This is a genomic window from Pseudooceanicola lipolyticus (assembly GCF_002786325.1).
In the GTDB taxonomy this organism is placed as follows: domain Bacteria; phylum Pseudomonadota; class Alphaproteobacteria; order Rhodobacterales; family Rhodobacteraceae; genus Pseudooceanicola_C; species Pseudooceanicola_C lipolyticus.
Genome location: NZ_PGTB01000082.1, coordinates 1 through 17,163, shown reverse-complemented (window position 1 = coordinate 17,163; position 17,163 = coordinate 1). Strand labels below are relative to the sequence as shown.

General features: G+C 65.3%; 16 protein-coding genes. 7 read left to right on the top strand and 9 right to left on the bottom strand.

All coding sequences use genetic code 11. The features are described from left to right. Positions 1 to 71 precede the first annotated feature (71 nt). The 5 genes from CVM52_RS16420 to CVM52_RS16400 form a co-directional block, all read right to left on the bottom strand. Positions 72 to 1,244 (bottom strand): aromatic ring-hydroxylating oxygenase subunit alpha, encoded by a 1,173-nt coding sequence (locus tag CVM52_RS16420; RefSeq protein WP_100163557.1) that lies wholly within the window; start codon positions 1,242 to 1,244, stop codon positions 72 to 74. A gap of 102 nt (positions 1,245 to 1,346) precedes the next feature. Then, positions 1,347 to 2,144: a helix-turn-helix domain-containing protein gene (locus CVM52_RS16415; protein ID WP_100163556.1), complete on the bottom strand. Its 798-nt coding sequence runs from the start codon at positions 2,142 to 2,144 to the stop codon at positions 1,347 to 1,349. Positions 2,145 to 2,286: 142 nt separating this feature from the next. Then, entirely contained in the window at positions 2,287 to 2,613 is a 327-nt protein-coding gene (locus tag CVM52_RS26650; RefSeq protein ID WP_133119869.1) for a hypothetical protein, read from the bottom strand. Positions 2,614 to 2,746: 133 nt separating this feature from the next. Beyond that, entirely contained in the window at positions 2,747 to 3,307 is a 561-nt protein-coding gene (ilvN, locus tag CVM52_RS16405) for an acetolactate synthase small subunit (RefSeq protein ID WP_100163554.1), read from the bottom strand. A 71-nt stretch (positions 3,308 to 3,378) separates the two neighbouring features. After that, the gene (locus tag CVM52_RS16400; protein ID WP_100163553.1) at positions 3,379 to 5,133 is read right to left on the bottom strand and encodes an acetolactate synthase 3 large subunit; all 1,755 of its coding nucleotides are present in this window, start codon (positions 5,131 to 5,133) and stop codon (positions 3,379 to 3,381) included. Positions 5,134 to 5,776: 643 nt separating this feature from the next. Here CVM52_RS16400 and CVM52_RS16395 point away from each other — a divergent pair. From CVM52_RS16395 to CVM52_RS16385, 3 genes are all read left to right on the top strand, one after another. Continuing rightward, a complete protein-coding gene (locus CVM52_RS16395; protein WP_100163552.1) occupies positions 5,777 to 6,865 on the top strand; it encodes a TRAP transporter substrate-binding protein in 1,089 nt (362 codons plus the stop codon). Positions 6,866 to 6,938: 73 nt separating this feature from the next. Next, the gene (locus tag CVM52_RS16390) at positions 6,939 to 7,832 is read left to right on the top strand and encodes a TRAP transporter small permease subunit (protein WP_100163551.1); all 894 of its coding nucleotides are present in this window, start codon (positions 6,939 to 6,941) and stop codon (positions 7,830 to 7,832) included. Positions 7,833 to 7,844: 12 nt separating this feature from the next. Continuing rightward, the gene (locus CVM52_RS16385; RefSeq protein ID WP_100163550.1) at positions 7,845 to 10,193 is read left to right on the top strand and encodes a TRAP transporter large permease; all 2,349 of its coding nucleotides are present in this window, start codon (positions 7,845 to 7,847) and stop codon (positions 10,191 to 10,193) included. A gap of 219 nt (positions 10,194 to 10,412) precedes the next feature. Here CVM52_RS16385 and CVM52_RS16380 read toward each other — a convergent pair whose 3' ends face one another. The 4 genes from CVM52_RS16380 to CVM52_RS16365 form a co-directional block, all read right to left on the bottom strand. Beyond that, on the bottom strand, positions 10,413 to 11,234 hold the full coding sequence (locus tag CVM52_RS16380) for an arginyltransferase (RefSeq protein ID WP_100163549.1): 822 nt from the start codon (positions 11,232 to 11,234) through the stop codon (positions 10,413 to 10,415). 92 nt (positions 11,235 to 11,326) lie between these two features. After that, entirely contained in the window at positions 11,327 to 11,761 is a 435-nt protein-coding gene (locus CVM52_RS16375) for an RDD family protein (RefSeq protein ID WP_100163548.1), read from the bottom strand. Between the two features lie 84 nt (positions 11,762 to 11,845). Further along, entirely contained in the window at positions 11,846 to 12,259 is a 414-nt protein-coding gene (locus CVM52_RS16370; RefSeq protein ID WP_100163547.1) for a DUF2852 domain-containing protein, read from the bottom strand. Between the two features lie 115 nt (positions 12,260 to 12,374). Further along, the gene (locus CVM52_RS16365) at positions 12,375 to 12,842 is read right to left on the bottom strand and encodes a YbaK/EbsC family protein (protein ID WP_100163546.1); all 468 of its coding nucleotides are present in this window, start codon (positions 12,840 to 12,842) and stop codon (positions 12,375 to 12,377) included. 45 nt (positions 12,843 to 12,887) lie between these two features. Here CVM52_RS16365 and CVM52_RS16360 point away from each other — a divergent pair, with 45 nt between their 5' ends. The 4 genes from CVM52_RS16360 to CVM52_RS16345 all read left to right on the top strand — a co-directional run. Further along, a complete protein-coding gene (locus CVM52_RS16360) occupies positions 12,888 to 13,289 on the top strand; it encodes a nuclear transport factor 2 family protein (RefSeq protein ID WP_100163545.1) in 402 nt (133 codons plus the stop codon). Then, a complete protein-coding gene (gene glnE, locus CVM52_RS16355; protein ID WP_100163544.1) occupies positions 13,286 to 16,072 on the top strand; it encodes a bifunctional [glutamate--ammonia ligase]-adenylyl-L-tyrosine phosphorylase/[glutamate--ammonia-ligase] adenylyltransferase in 2,787 nt (928 codons plus the stop codon). Before CVM52_RS16360 ends, glnE begins: the two co-directional genes overlap by 4 nt. Next, positions 16,069 to 16,341 carry a hypothetical protein gene (locus CVM52_RS16350; protein WP_100163543.1) on the top strand — a complete coding sequence of 91 codons (273 nt, stop codon included), beginning with the start codon at positions 16,069 to 16,071 and terminating at the stop codon, positions 16,339 to 16,341. Before glnE ends, CVM52_RS16350 begins: the two co-directional genes overlap by 4 nt. Positions 16,342 to 16,381: 40 nt before the next feature. After that, positions 16,382 to 17,163 (top strand): class I SAM-dependent rRNA methyltransferase (locus CVM52_RS16345; protein WP_205964973.1); only part of this gene is annotated, 782 nt, incomplete at its 3' end.

The following is a 17,163-nucleotide window of genomic DNA, read 5'->3' as shown; positions in this document are numbered from 1 at the left end:
GGTATAAAGCGCGACCAGCGCCGCCCGGTCGTTGCCGTCATGCGCGGCCAGCAGCCGCGCGTGCAGCCCTGTCATTCCGCCGCATGTGGCTGGGCCGGGGTGGTGCGCGCGCGGTCCATCCGGTCGGCCACCCAGCGGTGGAACAGATGCGTGGGCCCGTCCATCACCGGCGAGAACCGGCCGCCATCGAAGCCGGGCGAGCGCCGTCCGCGCTGCATCCCCTCGACCACGAAGATGTCTTCCTCGAAGACCAGTTTCCATTGCCGCGCGTTCTGCGCCCGCAGCGCCGGGTCGGTATCGGGGCGAGGATAGTACAGATGCACCTGTTCCACCGTGCGGTCCGCCGCCTCGGGCATCAGCAGGATGGCAAAGGCATGGTCGCGATGCACCCCCAGCAGCACGTTTGGAAACACCGCGATATATTCCGCGGCGCTCTGCCACGGCGCGGGCAGGTCCGCGAAATCCGGGAAGGTGGCGCCATCGCTCTCCGACCGGATTTGGCGATAGACGCGGGTGCCCTGACCCGCGAACTGGCCCGGTTCCTCGATCGGATAGTGATCTTCCAGCCGCGAATAGCTGTTCAGCCCGGGATGTACCCAGGGCAGGTGATAGCTTTCGCAATAATTCTCGACCGCCAGTTTCCAGTTCGCCTGCACCACCAGGTTGAACCGGCTGTCCGCGCCGCCGTGAAACAGCGGCTGGTCGAAGGCGGCCCAGCGCGCGATCACCCCGGCCATCGCCTGCTCAAAGGCCGGGGCATCGCCGCTCAGATTGATCCAGACCACGTCGCGCCAGACATGGCTGCGCACCTCGACCAGGCCCAGGCTGCGCCGGTCGATGGCGTCATGGGTATTGTGGCCCGGCCCGCCGACATGCGGCGTGCTGACCAGCCGGCCATCGGTGCCATAACACCAGCTGTGATAGGGACAGCGCAGCGCCCCCTCGATCCGGCGCGGCGCGTCGACCAGGATCATGCCGCGATGGCGGCAGATGTTGTGAAACACCCGCACCTGGCCCTGCCGGTCCCGCAACAGCAGCAACGGCATGTCGAGAAAGGACAAGGGCAGGGCGTCGCCCGGTTCGGGTACATCGGCGGCCACCGCCAGCCCGGCCCAGTGCTGCCTCAGCAGCGCCTGGTTCTCCTCGGCGATCACCTGCGGATCGGTGTAATGCTCATTGGGCAGGCCCTGGGCGCGGTCGATCGGGCGGCGGACGGCAGAGAGGTCGGTGGCGGGCGTTGGCATGGCGGAAACTCCCAGGGGACGGGAGCAGCCTAGAACCGCCGCGGCGGGCCCGTCCGGTCCCTTCGCGACCAGAATCCGCCCTCTGCGACATGATTCCGCGGCTTAACGGAACGGGGTATCGGGTTGCAGCAGGCGTCGGTGATAGGGCAGCAACCGGTCGGCGCTGTGAAAGCCGGCAGAGCGCGCCGCCGACAGGACCTTGCCGGGATTGCGGCCCAGATGTTCATACACCATCCGTTCTACCCGTTGGCCGACGGGGTTTTCCCGCACGGTGCGGGTGACATAGCCGACCCAGAAATTGTTTTCGAAGGACGGCACCCGCGACAGGTAATTGAACGACCCGGTCATGGTGTTCCGCCGCGAAATCGTCAGGGTGATCGCATCTTCCTGCCGGGCGACGAAGCCACGGAATTCGCGGGCGCGCGCATTCTCGGGCAGGCCCTGCTGGCGCATCGCGTCGCGCGCCTCGAAGCCCCGCACATAGGTGGCGCGGTTCTCGCGGAACACATAGACCAGGCCGACGACAAACTGGTCCTCGCTCAGGAAACTGCGCCGTGAAAACCGGTAGAACCCCGATGGGAACTCATCCTCCGGGATGCCCAGCAGGCCCTTGCCGACGAAATCGGCCAGGAACGGCCCGGTCATGATCGCGCTGCCCGAGCCCAGCTTGTCCACCGGTTCCAGCAGGATGCGCGCATCGACCTCGAAAAAGTTGCAGATCCGGTCCAGCACATCGGGACGGGGGAAACTTTCGCCGGACAAGTAGCGGTTGAATTGTGTCCGGTTGACGCCAAGTTGACGCGCCAATTCCGAGATCGACGGGTAATCCTGCGACATACGGCGCAGATTGGCGCCAAACATGCTGCGCAGTTCGGCAGGAGATCGTGACTTGTTCAGCATGTCTCCTGCATGGATTTGTCCCAGGATATCAATTGGAGGCGCATAACGCCAAATAATCGCAATAACACACCAGGGCCGCCGGCTAATTTTGATGCTGTACGGCGTCAGGGCTGGTGCAAATTAACGGCAGAACCCTATCAATTCAGACACAAAATGCAAGCGCCCGGCGCCCGATTTTGCCTTCGCGAACGCGCCGTTTTGTTTCACTCTGGGGATATATCGAAAAGCGGGACAGCCAATGCTTGGTGTAGTTCTTTGGAGCGACACTCATGATCGAAATGCGGTCATCTGGTGCGAGGACCACGGTGACCTTGCATTCTACCGCAGGACAGCAGGGGCCAAGACGCCCGATCTGGATGCAGGTGATCTGGTTCAGTTCGAGGTGACATTGCACCAACACCGCCGCCAGGCACTCAACCCCCGGCTGATTGCCGGGGGTGTCTATGCGAGGTTGGCCGACCAGTTGCATGGGGTGAGGTCCGAGGCCGCGGCGCAAGGGAAGAGCGCCACGGCCGGGGAGGAGACGGGCCAGGCAAACATCATCCCGATTGGTTGCGGCCAGGTGGCGCCGCGTCGGGGCCGGCGCGGCGAACGTGCCGGGGTCAGTCGCCTCTGAGCAGGGCGGCGACCCCGGTACGGGCCATCTCGGTCAGGCCCAGCGGGCGCATCAGGTCGGCGAAGGCATCGATCTTGTCGGGGGCGCCGGTGATCTCGAAGACAAAGCTTTTCAGCGTGCTGTCGACCACGTTGGCGCGGAAGATATCGGCCAGGCGCAGCGCCTCGACCCGCTTGTCGCCGTCGCTGACCACCTTGAACATCGCCAGTTCGCGTTCCACCGAAGGGCCTTCGACGGTGAGGTCGTGCACGTCATGCACCGGCACGATGCGGCCCAGCTGGGCCTTGATCTGTTCGATCACCTGCGGCGTGCCGGCGGTGACGATGGTGATGCGGCTGAGATGGCCGGTATGGTCGACCTCGGCCACCGTCAGGCTTTCGATGTTATAGCCGCGCCCGGAAAACAGCCCGATCACGCGGGCCAGCACGCCGGGTTCGTTTTCGACCAGCACGGCGATGGTGTGTTTCTCCACCACGTCGGAAAAGGACGGGCGCAGGTTATAGGCGGAGTGGCTGGTGGAGCCTTGCTTGATATGTAGGGCGGACATGTCCTTGCCTTTCCTGTGTTGCGGACGTCCGGAACCACGGTGATCCCGGACGACGTCTTCCTGCACTCTGATTAAACCAGCGCGGCGCCTTTGGTGTCGATCACGCCCTGGGTCTCGGCTTCGCCCAGCAGCATCTCGTTATGGGCCTTGCCCGAGGGGATCATCGGGAAACAGTTCTCGTGCTTTTCCACCAGGCAGTCGAAGATCACCGGACCGTCGTGGTTCAGCATCTCCATGATCGCGTCATCCAAATCGGCCGGATCCTTGCACAGGATGCCCTTGGCGCCGAAGGCTTCGGCCAGCTTGACGAAATCGGGCAGCGCCTCGGACCAGGAATGCGAATAGCGTTCGCCATGCAGCAGCTCCTGCCATTGCCGCACCATGCCAAGGCGTTCGTTGTTCAGGATGAACTGCTTGACCGGCAGGCGGAACTGCGCCGCGGTGCCCAGCTCCTGCATGTTCATCAGCCACGACGCCTCGCCGGCGACATTGATCACCAGCGCGTCGGGATGGGCGATCTGCACGCCGATCGAGGCGGGAAAGCCATAACCCATGGTGCCCAGCCCGCCAGAGGTCATCCACTGGTTGGGCTCTTCAAAGCCCAGGAACTGCGCCGCCCACATCTGGTGCTGGCCGACCTCGGTGCAGATGAACCGGTCTTTCCGGTGCTTGGTCAGTTCTTCCAGCCGTTGCAGCGCATATTGCGGCTTGATGGTCTTTTCCGACGGGCGATAGGCCAGGCAGTCGACCTTGCGCCAGCCGTCGATCTGCTTGTGCCAGGTTTTCACCGCTTCGGTCTCGGTCTTGCGGCCGCGCGACTTCCAGACCTTCAGGATGTCTTCCAGCACATGCGCCACATCGCCGACGATGGGGATATCGGCCTTGATCACCTTGTTGATCGAGGACGGGTCGATGTCGATATGCGCCTTTTTCGAATGCGGGCTGAAGGCGTCGATGCGCCCGGTGATGCGGTCGTCGAACCGGGCGCCGATATTGATCAGCAGGTCGCAATCATGCATCGCCATATTGGCCTCGTACAGGCCATGCATGCCCAGCATCCCCAGCCAGTTCTTGCCGCTGGCCGGATAGGCGCCCAGGCCCATCAGCGTCGAGGTGACCGGAAAGCCGGTGGCATCGACCAGTTCGCGCAGCAGCAGGCTGGCGCTCTTGCCGGAATTGATCACGCCGCCGCCGGTATAGAAGACCGGTTTTTTCGCCTTCTCGATGGCCGCCACCAGTTCGGTGATCTCTTCCATGTCGCCCTTTACCCGCGGGCGATAGTGGGATTCGGCTGGTTTCGGCGCGGTATATGTGCCGGTGGCGAATTGCACGTCCTTGGGGATATCCACCAGCACCGGACCGGGGCGGCCCGAGGTGGCGACGTGGAACGCCTCGTGAATGGTCCCGGACAGCCGGTCGGGATCCTTGACCAGCCAGTTATGCTTGGTGCAGGGGCGGGTAATGCCAACGGTATCGGCCTCCTGGAAGGCGTCCGAGCCGATCAGGAAGGTTGGCACCTGGCCGGTCAGGACCACGATCGGGATCGAATCCATCAGCGCATCGGTCAGGCCGGTGACGGCATTGGTGGCACCGGGCCCCGAGGTGACCAAGCAGACCCCCGGCTTGCCGGTCGAGCGGGCATAGCCCTCGGCGGCGTGAACCGCGCCCTGTTCGTGGCGCACCAGGATGTGACGAATATCGTTCTGCTGGAAGATCTCGTCGTAAATCGGCAGGACAGCGCCGCCGGGATAACCGAATACCGTGTCCACGCCCTGATCCTTCAGCGCCTGAACCACCATCATTGCTCCGGTCATTTCGCGTGTCATCTGTCTTGCTCCATCCGCGATTTCGTCTTGTTTTCGGCCAAAAAAAAGCCCCCGAAGGATTTTCGGAGGCGCATGGGTCAGATTATGGTCTACCGTTACCGGCCCATGCGCGTGCATCCTACGATTACGACTAGGGTCAACATGACCGGGTCTCCTTCTGGTGCGCGGACCTTATGGGTGCGGGGCGGGGGCGTCAACAGACAAATCCGGTCTTTGACGTCCTGAGGGCGTGGAAATTTTCGCCTTAGTTGCGCAAGCAGCGCCAGTGGCGCAATTTTATTTCCGCCGAAATCGGGGCCGGATTGGGGTGTTGGCGGGTCTTTGGGCGGATCGGCCCGCGCTGTCACGCGCCGCAATCGCGCCGGTCGCGGTGCCGGAACGGCGAATCATCGCGTGCCGTGATGGCGCCCCTGCCGGGCCCGGGCTGGCAGTTTCCACCGCTCTCGAAACATTTCGGTAACAATTGGCCCCGATGGTGGGGTCAGTGGCGCAACTTTCCCGCTACTTGCCTAATATGTAGGCCAAAAATAACGTGAATATCTATTCACATTTTGATCTGGTCGGTTAGGGTGGGACCACTTCAACGATCCGTTCGCGCGGCCATGCGCGGACCAAGTCCAAAATCTCGGGAGGATTAATACTTATGGATCGACGCTCTTTTCTCAAGACATCGGCTCTGGGCGGCAGCGCCGCTGCGGCAACCTCGCTGGCGGCACCGGCCTATGCCCAGGGCAAGCGCACGCTGACCATGGTCTGCACCTGGCCGCGCGGGTTGGCCGGGGTTTGGGATTCGGTCGAACGCGTGGCTTCGAATGTCTCGGCGGCAACCGATGGCCAGATCACGGTCGACACCAAGGCGGCTGGCGAACTGGTGGGCGCGCTGGAAGTGTTCGACGCGGTGACCGCCGGTCAGGCCGACATGTATCACGGCGCCGACTATTACTTCGTCGGCCAGCACCCGGCCTGGGCCTATTTCACCGCGGTGCCCTTCGGCATGACCGCGCCGGAAATGATGACCTGGTACTATGGCCAGGACGGCATGGCGCTGCATCACGAACTGGGCGAAGTGTTCGGCCTGCGGTCGTTCATCGCCGGTCAGACCGGCGCGCAGGGCGGCGGCTGGTTCCGCAGGGAGGTAAACTCGGCCGATGACTTCAAAGGCCTGAAATTCCGCATGCCGGGCCTGGGCGGCGAAGCGCTGTCCAAGCTGGGTGCCTCGGTGCAGAACATTCCCGGCGGCGAAATCTATCAGGCGCTCAGCTCGGGTGCGCTGGACGCGACCGAGTGGATCGGCCCGTGGTCGGATGAAAAGCTGGGCCTGCAGGAGGTCTGCGACTTCTACTATCCCGCCGGCTTCCACGAGCCCGGCGCGGCGCTGTCGGTGGCGACCAACCTGGAAGTGTTCAACAGCCTGACCCCAAGCCAGCAGAAGGCGATCGAGATCGCATCGGCAGACGCGCACCAGGCGAACTATGCCCAGTTCATCGCCAATAACGGCCCGGCGCTGGCGCGCCTGACCTCGGGCGGGGCACAGCTGCGCTCGTTCGCGGATGACATCTGGGACGCCTTCGGGTCGGCCTCGGTCGAGCTGCTGAACAGCTATACCGATGACGATCTGTTCAAGAAGATCCACGAGTCGGCCCAGGCCTCGCTGCGCGCCTCCTCCGAATGGCTCAGCCAGTCGGACAGCGCCTATGCAAGCCAGCGCAACCGCGTTCTGGCGGCGATGTAAACCAGCAACCGGAAACGTGACAGGGCCGCGCGCGTGAACCGCGCGCGGCCGTTCTGACAGCGAGGCGGCGCGGATGGGTGACGCTCTGATTTGGTTCATCACCAATATCGGGATGGGCTTTTACAATATCTTCTACGCATTGACGCATCTTTCGCTCTGGCTGGACTGGTCGGACAACGAAGCGCTGATGCGGTTCATCTATTACGGCGCCTCGATCGAACTGTTCTTCGCGCTGTTCGACATCTTCCTGGTGGTCACCGTGATCGGCCTGATCGTGCCGCGCGTCATGTGGGGCTGCACCATCGCGCTGGAAAGCCTGGCCAATTTCATCGGCCGCGCCGCCGCCTGGGTCGGGTTGCTGATGGTGTTGCAGCAGGTGATGGTGGTGTTCCTGCAATCGGTGTTCCGGCTGGGCAACCTGACCATCGCGCCGCTGGGCTTCGGCTTTACCCAGTCGGTGGGCTGGTTCTCGGAAGAGCTGAAACTCTATAACGCCATCGTGGTGGCGCTGTGCGTCACCTACACCTTCGTGCAGGGCGGGCATGTCCGGGTCGACCTGGTCTATGCGGTGGTGCGGTTCCGCACCAAGAAGATCATCGACATGTTCGGGTCGATCTTCTTCATGGTCCCGGCGGCGGTGCTGACCTGGCTCTATGCCTGGTTCTTCCTGTGGCGCAACCTGATCACGCCCAAGGTCTCGGCTTCGGATTCGCTGGAACTGATGCTGCGCAAGTCGAAGATCGTGAAATGGAATGTCGAAACCATCGGCTTTTCACCCAGCGGCTTCAACGGGTATTTCCTGTTCAAGATACTGATGTGCACCTTTACCGCGCTGGTTCTGTTGCAGGCGGTGGCCTTTTTCTACCGCTCGCTGCTGGAATTCCGGGAAGGTGAGCAAAGCGAAAACAAATACCTCGACAAGGATACCTTGGGCGAGGGCGAAGAAGCCTATGAAGGCACGCACTAGGGGGCAGGGCAGATGATTTTCGGATTGGACGGCGTCGAGATCGGATTGCTGATCGTGCTGTGCTGCCTGTTCGGCGGCATTTTGTCGGGGTTCCCGGTGGCCTTTGCCATCGCCGGCGCGGGCATTATTTCGTTCGGGATCATTGCCGCGCTCGACAGCGCCGGGCTGCTGATCCACCAGGCCATCGACACCGGGTCGCAGGCCTATCGCGACCTGCTGAATACCGGCGTCGCGCGCGACACGGTCAGCGTGTTCCGATACCCGGACCTGCCGCGGGTCGAAGAGGCGCTGTTTCCGGGCGGCTGGGAACAGGCGATGGACCGCAACCTGTCCTTCATCGTCAACCGGATGAACGAACGGGTCTTTGCCGGCCAGTCGATCGAGACGCTGCTGGCGGTGTTGATGTTCGTGATGATGGGCATCGTGCTGGAACGCTCGAAGATCGCCGAGGATCTGCTGACCACCATGGCGCGGGTCTTCGGCCCGCTGCCGGGCGGCCTGGCCGTGTCGGTGGTGGTGGTCGGGGCCTTCCTGGCCGCGTCGACCGGGATCGTCGGCGCCACGGTGGTGACGATGGGCCTGCTGTCGTTGCCCACCATGCTGCGCAACGGCTATTCGCCGGAACTGTCCACCGGGGTGATTTCCGCCTCGGGCACGCTGGGCCAGATCATCCCGCCGTCGATCGTGATCGTTCTGCTGGGCACCCTGGCTGGCGACCTCTATTCCACCGCACAGGAGGCCCGGGCCCAGACCGCCGGCTGCACCGATGCGCTGACCTATCTGGGCCGGCCAGCGGTGGTGTCGGTGGGCACGCTGTTCCAGGCGGCAATGCTGCCGGGGATCCTGCTGGCCTTCCTCTATGCCGCCTATGCCTTCGGCTATGCGCTGCTGAACCCGTCGCGGGCGCCCGCGGTCAATATCGAGGGCGATACCGGCGAGGCGGTGACCCGCGGCGAGACCCTGACCTGGTTCCTGATTGTGCCGGTGCTGCTGATCGGCGGCGCGGTGATGTTGAACCAGGTCGGGCTGCTGGGCAGCCAAGACCAGCGCGCGGCGTTCCAGGTACAGTCCAGCGACACCACCCTGCTGCGCACCAATGTCAGCGACCAGTGCCGCGAGGCGATGATCGAGCTGCACGGGCAGGAGGCCTGGGACGAATCCGTGCGCCTGCGCGCCCAGGGCGCAAGCGACCCGGCGCCGGAACCCGAGGCCGATGCCGAGGCGGATGCCCCGGCGCAGCCCGCACGCGACTGGAACGCGCCGCCGATCGGCACCGGCATCGCCACCATCATCATCCTGCTGGGCATCGTCCTGAGCGGTGCGCGCGGGGTGTCGCCGCTCTCTGACCCCAGGCCGCTGATCATCGGCGCCGGTGGGCTGGTTCTGATGCTGCTGGCGGATATCTTCCTGATCGGCCCGGCCACCAGTTCGATGGCAACGGTGATCCTGCTGTTGATCCCACTGGCGATCACCCTTTGGGGCTGCCGTCACGCGGTGGACCGGCTGTCGCAGAGCGACCTGATCCGCGTCGTCTTTCCGCCGCTGGTGTTGATCGTGGCGGTGCTGGGCTCGATCCTGGGCGGCATCACCAACCCGACGCCCGCCGCGGCGCTGGGGGCGGCCGGGGCCATCATGCTGGCCGCCTATCGCAAGCTGCAGGACAACGGCGAATCCGGTCGGGTGGTGATCTTTGCCGCCTTCGCGGTGGTGGTGATGATCCTGGCCGGGATCAATTTCGACCTGCGGATCAACCATGCCGAGGTGACCTTTGAAAGCTGGCTGGCCTTCTTGGTGGCCTTCGCCTGCTACATGTTCGCGTTTTTCGGGCTGCTCTATTCCTGCTGGGTGCTGTTGAAGAACTCGGTGCTGGGTCCGGTCGTGCGCGAGACGGCCAAGGTGACCTCGATGGTGTTCACCATCCTGATCGGGTCGCAGCTGCTGAACCTGGTGGTGATCTCCTTCGGGGGCGAACATTACATCCAGCAATTCCTGCGCAGCTTCGATTCGGAATTCACCGTCTTCCTGATCGTGATGCTGGTGCTGTTCCTGCTGGGCTTCGTGCTCGATTTCCTCGAGATCATCTATATCGTGATCCCGATTGTCGGGCCGGTGATCTACGGCGGATCCTTCGACCCGAAATGGGTGACGATCATGATCGCGGTGAACCTGCAGACCTCGTTCCTGACCCCGCCCTTCGGCTTTGCGCTGTTCTACCTGCGCGGGGTGGCGCCGAAGGAGGTGACCACCGGCCATATCTATCGCGGTGTGTTCCCCTTCGTGATCATCCAGGTGCTGGGGATTGGCATATTGTGGTTCTTCCCGGGCATCGTGACCATCGTCCCGGATCTGATCCCGAACTGAACCACGCGGCGCGGGCTCCGCGCCGCGTGACAAAATCCCGGCCTCCGGGCCGGGATCTGCCGGTCCTGATCCGAGGTCCGGATCGGGGTCCGGGACAGCGTTCAAACGAGTGGCAGGCTGGTTGCGCAACGCGGTCGCGCGCGTTCCGAGATCCCGGATTAGGCTCCGGGACGGCGGCTCAGGCGAGGACGATCCCCATTTCCGGCGGCTTCGACCTGGTCAGCGACGGGTCGGGCGGCGATCGGGCAGATGGATATTGGCGACCTGTTCGGCAATCGGATCGGTCGACAGCGGGTGCAGGTCGGCGCCGTGCGATTTGGGGTCGGTCATCACCTGCCAGGCGCCGCCCAGATAGACCTCGAGCCCGGAGAAGTTGGACTTGTACCCCATCTTCTGGCTGCCCGGCACCCAATAGCCCAGGTAGACATAGGGCAGCCCGGCCTCGCGGGCGATTTCGACATGGTCGAGGATCATGTAGGTGCCCAGGCTCGCCTGCGGCAGGTCGGGGGTGTAGAAGGAATAGACCATGCTGACCCCGTCCTCCAGCACGTCGGTCAGGCTGACCGCGATCAGCGCGTTGCTGTCGGGATCGGCATATTCCACCACCCGGCTGCGGATCGGGGTTTCCTCGATCATCGCGGCAAATTCGAACACGTCCATATCGGCCATGCCGCCATCGGCATGGCGCACGTCCAGATAGCGGCGGAACAGCTCGTATTGTTCTTCCGTCGCCCAGGGCGAGGTGGCGCGGCGCACCAGTTGTTCATTGCGCCGGGCGATCTTGCGCTGGCTGCGCGAGGGGCGGAACCGGTTGATATCGATACGTGCCGACAGGCAGGCCGAGCATTCGGCGCAGGACGGCCGGTAGAGCACGTTCTGCGAACGACGAAAGCCCTGCTGCGACAGCGAATTGTTCAGCTTGTCGGCGTTATCGCCCTGCAGGGCAGTAAACAGCTTTCGCTCCATTCTGCCCTCGAGATACGGGCAGGGCTGGGGAGCCGTCACATAGAACTGAGGCGCTATGGGCAGCGTGTGGCGCATCTAATCTCATAATCTCATCAATCTGTTTGAACGATGATAACAACGCCTTTTGCGGTCGCCAAGTGGCGAATCCGCGCGAAAGGCAGCGTGTTTCAGGTGCTGCGCCGGTTCAGTGCCGCGGTGCCCAGAAACAGGTCGGTCAAACCCTGCGCGCGCGGCCCGGTCAGCATCATCACCACCGAAATCACCTGTAGAATCGGCACGGCGACGCTGAGGGTAAAGCCGGTGGTGTGCAGCAGCGCATGGCCCATGTCGAATCGGCTGCCCGAGGCGGTGCGAAACTCGATCCCGGCAAAGCGCATGCCCAGCGTGGCCGAGCGGTTGGCCAGCGTCACCACGCGATAGGCAAAGCCGATGGTCAGGTACAGCAGCGGCCAGATCAGCAGGCCGACAAAGGCGGTGGCCAGCACCACGCCCAGGCTGATCAGCACGATCAGCAGCGTGTCCACCACCCAGGCGACCAGCCGCTTGGCCGGGACCGAGGCATAGAATTGCGGCTGGCGGTCGGGATCGGGCAGGTGGTCCATGCGCGGCGGAGCTTTCTCTTTTGGGGGGTGAACGGTTTGGGGCCCCGCTGCGGCGGGGCCTCTGGCTGGGGTCGTGGAGGCGGGTTACGCCTCGTCGCCCTCGGCGGCTTTTTTCGCGCGCTCGTCGATGAACTGGTCGAACTCGGCCTTGTCCTTGGCTTCGCGCAGACGCTCCAGGAACGCTTCGAAATCGTTCTGTTCCTGTTCCAGGCGGCGCAGCGTATCGGCCTTGTAGGCGTCGAAGGCGCTGTTGCCGGTGGTGGTATGAGCGTTAAATCGCTGGGATTTCCAGGCTTTTCCACGGCAGGAGGAATTGAACATGCGCTTGCTCCAGATCATGTAGAACAGAAGGGCCAGACCGATCGGCCAGAAGAAGACGAAGCCGAGCACCATGGCGGCGATCCAAGCGCCCTTGCCCTTGTGGTCCAGCCAGGCCTCGGCCTTGGAAAACCAGCCCAGGGGCGACGGGCCAGGAGCGGTATCGGACATTGTGGTCATTAGCGGGTCACTCCGGTGTTGATCAGTTGAATGTGAAGCCTTTTCACATCACCAATGTCGGTATCCCGCCCGGCCTTTGCAAGGGTTAATGTGAAAGATTTTTACATTATAGGATTTACGAAGTGAAATCAGCAGGTTGCGCGCCGGTTATACGTTCCAGGTCGGCTGGGCTGATCGGAAAGACATGATGCGGCGTGCCCGCCGCGGCCCAGATCAGCTCGAACTCGGCCAGGCGCGGATCCAGCCAGGCCCGGATTGGCGACAGGTGGCCCACCGGCGACACCCCGCCAATGGCAAAACCGGTCTGTGCGCGTACCAATGCCGCGTCGGCCTTGCCCAGCGGTTCGCCGGCGACCTGTGCCGCCTTGGCCGCATCCACCCGGTTGCCGCCGGCGGTCAGGAACAGCACCGCGCGGCCGCTTTCCTGCCCCTGGAAGATGATCGACTTGGCGATCTGGTCCACCTCGCAGCCCACCGCAGTGGCGGCGTCGGCCGCGGTGCGGGCCAGCTCGGTTTCGCGGATCTCGGCGCTCAGCCCGGCCGCTTCCAGCGCCTGGCGCACCCGTTTCAGACTCTTGCTCATGGCCTGCTCCTTGACCCTGCCTCTCGGCCATGCACATTGCGCAGCATGGCGGGGGAAGACAAGACAGCACCGGATCTGGAAGAGATGCTCGCGCAGGAACGGCGCGTCTGGCAGGCGCTGGTGTCTGGCGATGCGGCGGCGGACCGGGCGGCGCTGGCGCCGGAATTCCTGGGCGTCTATCCCAGCGGGTTTTCCGGCCGCGACGGTCATTGCGGCCAGCTGGCCAATGGCCCGACGATGCAAAGCTACGAGATCCGCGAGGCCCGGCTACAGGTCTATTCCGCCGACCTCGTGATGCTGGCCTATCTGGCGTGCTATACCCCGGTGGGGGCCGGGAGATCCGAGGCGATGTATGTCTCGTCGCTGTGGCAAAGGGGAGAGGACGGATGGCGCAACCTGTTCAGCCAGGACACGCCGGCGCTGACGCAGGGCGGCACGCCAGCATGAGTTTCGAATCCCGCATCACCCGGCTGCCGCGCGCCTTTGCCCCCGAAGTGGGCCGCGAGGTGCTGGACCATCTGCCGAAACTGTCGCCACCGCTCGGCGATCTGCTGATCGGCACCGCGGGCAGCAGCCCCTATCTGGCCGGGCTGATCGAAACCCAGAGCGACTGGCTGCAAGAAGCGCTGGACGATCCCGATGCCGCCGTCGCGGCGCTGCTGGACGAGCTGCCGAACCTGGCCGAGGACGAGCTGGGCCGTGGCCTGCGCATCGCCAAGAAACGTATCGCGCTGATCACCGCGCTGGCCGATCTGGCCGGGGTCTGGCCGCTGGAGCGGGTCACCGGCCTGCTGAGCGACTTTGCCGCGCTGGCCTGTGACCTGGCGGTCAAGGCGCAGGTCGCCCGCCAGATCCGGCGCGGCAAGCTGCCGGGCCAGGACGACTCCGATATCGCCACCGCCGCCGGCATGGTGGTGCTGGCGATGGGCAAGATGGGCGCGGGCGAGCTGAACTATTCCTCGGATATCGATCTGATCTGCCTGTTCGACGAAACCCGCTATGCCCGCGAGGATTTCACCGAGGCGCGGCAGGCGCTGGTGCGGGCCACGCGCGAGATGTCGGCGATGCTGAACGAGCGCACCAAGGACGGCTATGTGTTCCGCACCGACCTGCGGCTGCGCCCCGATCCGTCGGTCACGCCGGTCTGCCTGTCGATGGCGGCGGCGGAACAATATTACGAAAGCCTGGGCCGGACCTGGGAACGCGCCGCCTATATCAAGGCGCGCCCGGCCGCCGGCGACCTGGCTGCCGGCAAGCGGTTCATCGCGGCCCTGCGGCCGTTCATCTGGCGGCGGCACCTGGATTACGCCACCATCCAGGACGCGCATGACATGCGGCTGCGGATCCGCGAAAGCAAGGGGCTGGGCGGTCCGTTGCAGGTGGCGGGCCACGACATGAAGCTGGGCCGCGGCGGCATTCGCGAGATCGAGTTCTTTACCCAGACCCAGCAGCTGATTTCCGGTGGGCGCGACGAAAGCCTTCGGGTGCGCGGCACCGTGCCGGGGCTGATGGCGCTGGCGGCGCGCAGCTGGATCAGCCAGGAGGTGGCCGACAGCCTGGCCGAACATTACCGCGCCCATCGCGAGGTGGAACACCGGATCCAGATGCTGCATGACGCGCAGACCCACAAGCTGCCGGTCAATCCGGACGAATTGCAGCGCATCGCCTGCCTGATGGGCTCCGATGTGGCCGCGCTGACCGACACCATCGCCAAGCGGCTGAGCGCGGTGCACGAACTGACCGAGGGGTTCTTTGCCCCCGACACGCCCGCCGCATCCGAGGTGCCGGAGGTCGAGTTCGACATCAGCATCTGCACCCGCTGGCCCAGCTATCCGGCGCTGCGGTCGCAGCGGGCGCAGCAGATCTTCCGGCGCCTGCGGCCGGAATTGCTGCGCCGGCTGGCCCGCACCGCGCGGCCCGACGAGGCGCTGAAGGCGCTGGACGGGTTCCTGGCGGGCCTGCCCGCCGGGGTGCAGCTGTTTTCGCTGTTCGAGGCCAATCCGCAGCTGCTGGACCTGCTGATCGACATCGTCGGCACCGCGCCGGAGCTGGCCGCCTACCTGTCGCGCAACGCCTCGGTCTTCGATGCGGTGATCGGCGGCGGGTTCTTCGCCGATTGGCCGGGGGCGGGGCCGCTGCAAGAGCAGCTGGCCGCCCGGCTGGCCGCGGAAGAGGATTACGAGACCCGGCTGGACGCGGCGCGCCGCTGGGTCAAGGAGTGGCATTTCCGTATCGGCGTACATCACCTGCGCGGGCTGATCGGCGCCGGCGAGGCCGGAGCGCAATATGCCGACCTGGCCGATGCCGCCATTCAGGCGGTGTTCCCGGTGGTGGTGGATCAGTTCGCCCGGCGCCATGGCCCGCCACCGGGGCGCGGGGCCGCGGTGCTGGGCATGGGCTCGTTGGGGGCGCGGCGGCTGAACGCCGATTCCGATCTCGACCTGATCGTGATCTACGACCCGGACGGGGCCGAGACCTCGGACGGTCCGCGGGCGCTGCCGGCGCGGACCTATTACGCCCGGCTGACCCAGGCGCTGATCACCGCGCTGACCGCGCGCATGTCCGAAGGGCGGCTTTACGAGGTCGACATGCGCCTGCGCCCCTCGGGCAACCAGGGGCCGGTGGCAACCAGCTGGGCCAGTTTCCAGGACTACCAGCGCAAGGAAGCCTGGGTGTGGGAGCACCTGGCGCTGACCCGCGCCCGCGTGGTCGCGGGCGGCGAGAGCGGGCTGGGCGAGGATATCCGCGCCTTCCGCCGCGAGTTGCTGCGCCGTTCGCGCACCGCCGACGAGGTTCTGGGCGAACTGCGCGACATGCGCGCCCGTATCGCCGAGGCAAAATCGCCCGCCGGCGTGTGGGATGCCAAGACCGGGCCGGGCCGGATGCAAGATATCGAACTGGCCGCCCAGGCCGGCGCGCTGATGGCCGGCAGCGCCGCGCGCGAGGTCACCGAGGGGCTGGACGGCGCGGTGAGATCCGGCTGGCTGGCCAAGACGGATGCGCAGGCGCTGAAACGCGCCTATGCGCTGTTCTGGTCGGTGACCACGGCGGCGCGGCTGATCGCGGCGGGACCGGTGGACAGCAACGCGATCGGCGAGGGCGGCGCCGCCTTCTTCTGCCGCAGCACCGGCTATGACTCGGTGCAGGCATTGCGCGACGCCCTGGAACAGGCCTATGAGGACAGCGCGGCGCGGATCGACGCGGCGCTGGCGGAAAGGGATGCGGCATGACCCCGCGCGACGAAACCGACCCCAAGGGTCTGATCCACGAGGCCTATCGCATCGACGGCATCACCGCCGAGGAATGCCGCAGCATCTTCCTGGACTGGGCGCTGAGCCTGCCGGTGGACAGCGACAACAGCAGCCTGCTGCAGCGGCTGCTGGAGCGCCATGCCGGCGCCGCGCCAGACCATCCGATGACCCAGGTGCTGACCGACGGGCTGACCCAGATCACCAGCCCGCGCCGGCGCGGTGGCTGGCGCGCCCGGCCGCGCGGCTGAGCCTCTTCCGGCCGCCCGGCGTTCCGGCTATGACACCGACATGAGCCAATCCCTGTTCGAACTGCCGCATGTCCGGCTGAAACCGAAATCCGATGCCCGGCCGCTGCGCCGCGGCTTTCCCTGGGTCTATGCCGGCGACCTGGTGACCGACCGGCGCACGCGGGCGATCGCCCCCGGCGCGCTGGCGGTGCTGGAAGATGGCGAGCGCAACGCGCTGGGGCTGGTGGCGGTCAACCCGGCCTCCAAGCTGATCTGCCGCATGCTCGACCCCGACCCGGCGGCGCAGCTGGACGAGGCCTGGTTCGCCGCCCGCCTGCGCCGTGCGCTGGACCTGCGCGAGCGGCTGTTCGAGGCGCCGTTCTACCGGCTGGTCCATGCCGAGGCCGACGGTCTGCCCGGCGTGGTGATCGACCGGTTTGGCGATATCTGCGTGGTGCAGCCCAACGCCGCCTGGGCCGAGAGGTTAATCGAGCCGCTGGCTGCGGCGCTGGCGGCGGTCACCGGGGCGACGACCATCCTGAAAAATGCCGGCGGGCGCACAAGGACGCTGGAAGGGCTGGACGATGTTTCGGGCCTGTTGCGGGGCCATGCACCAGAGGCGCCGGTGCCGGTGCCGATGAACGGCGCCACCTATATGGCCGACCTGACCGGCGGGCAGAAAACCGGGCTGTTCTTCGACCAGCGCCCGAACCATGCCTTTGCCGCGCGGCTGGCGCCGGGGGCGCGGGTGCTGGACGTGTTTTCCCATGTCGGGGGCTTTTCGCTGGCCGCCCTGGCCGGCGGCGCGGCATCGGCGCTGGCGGTCGATGGCTCGGCCCCGGC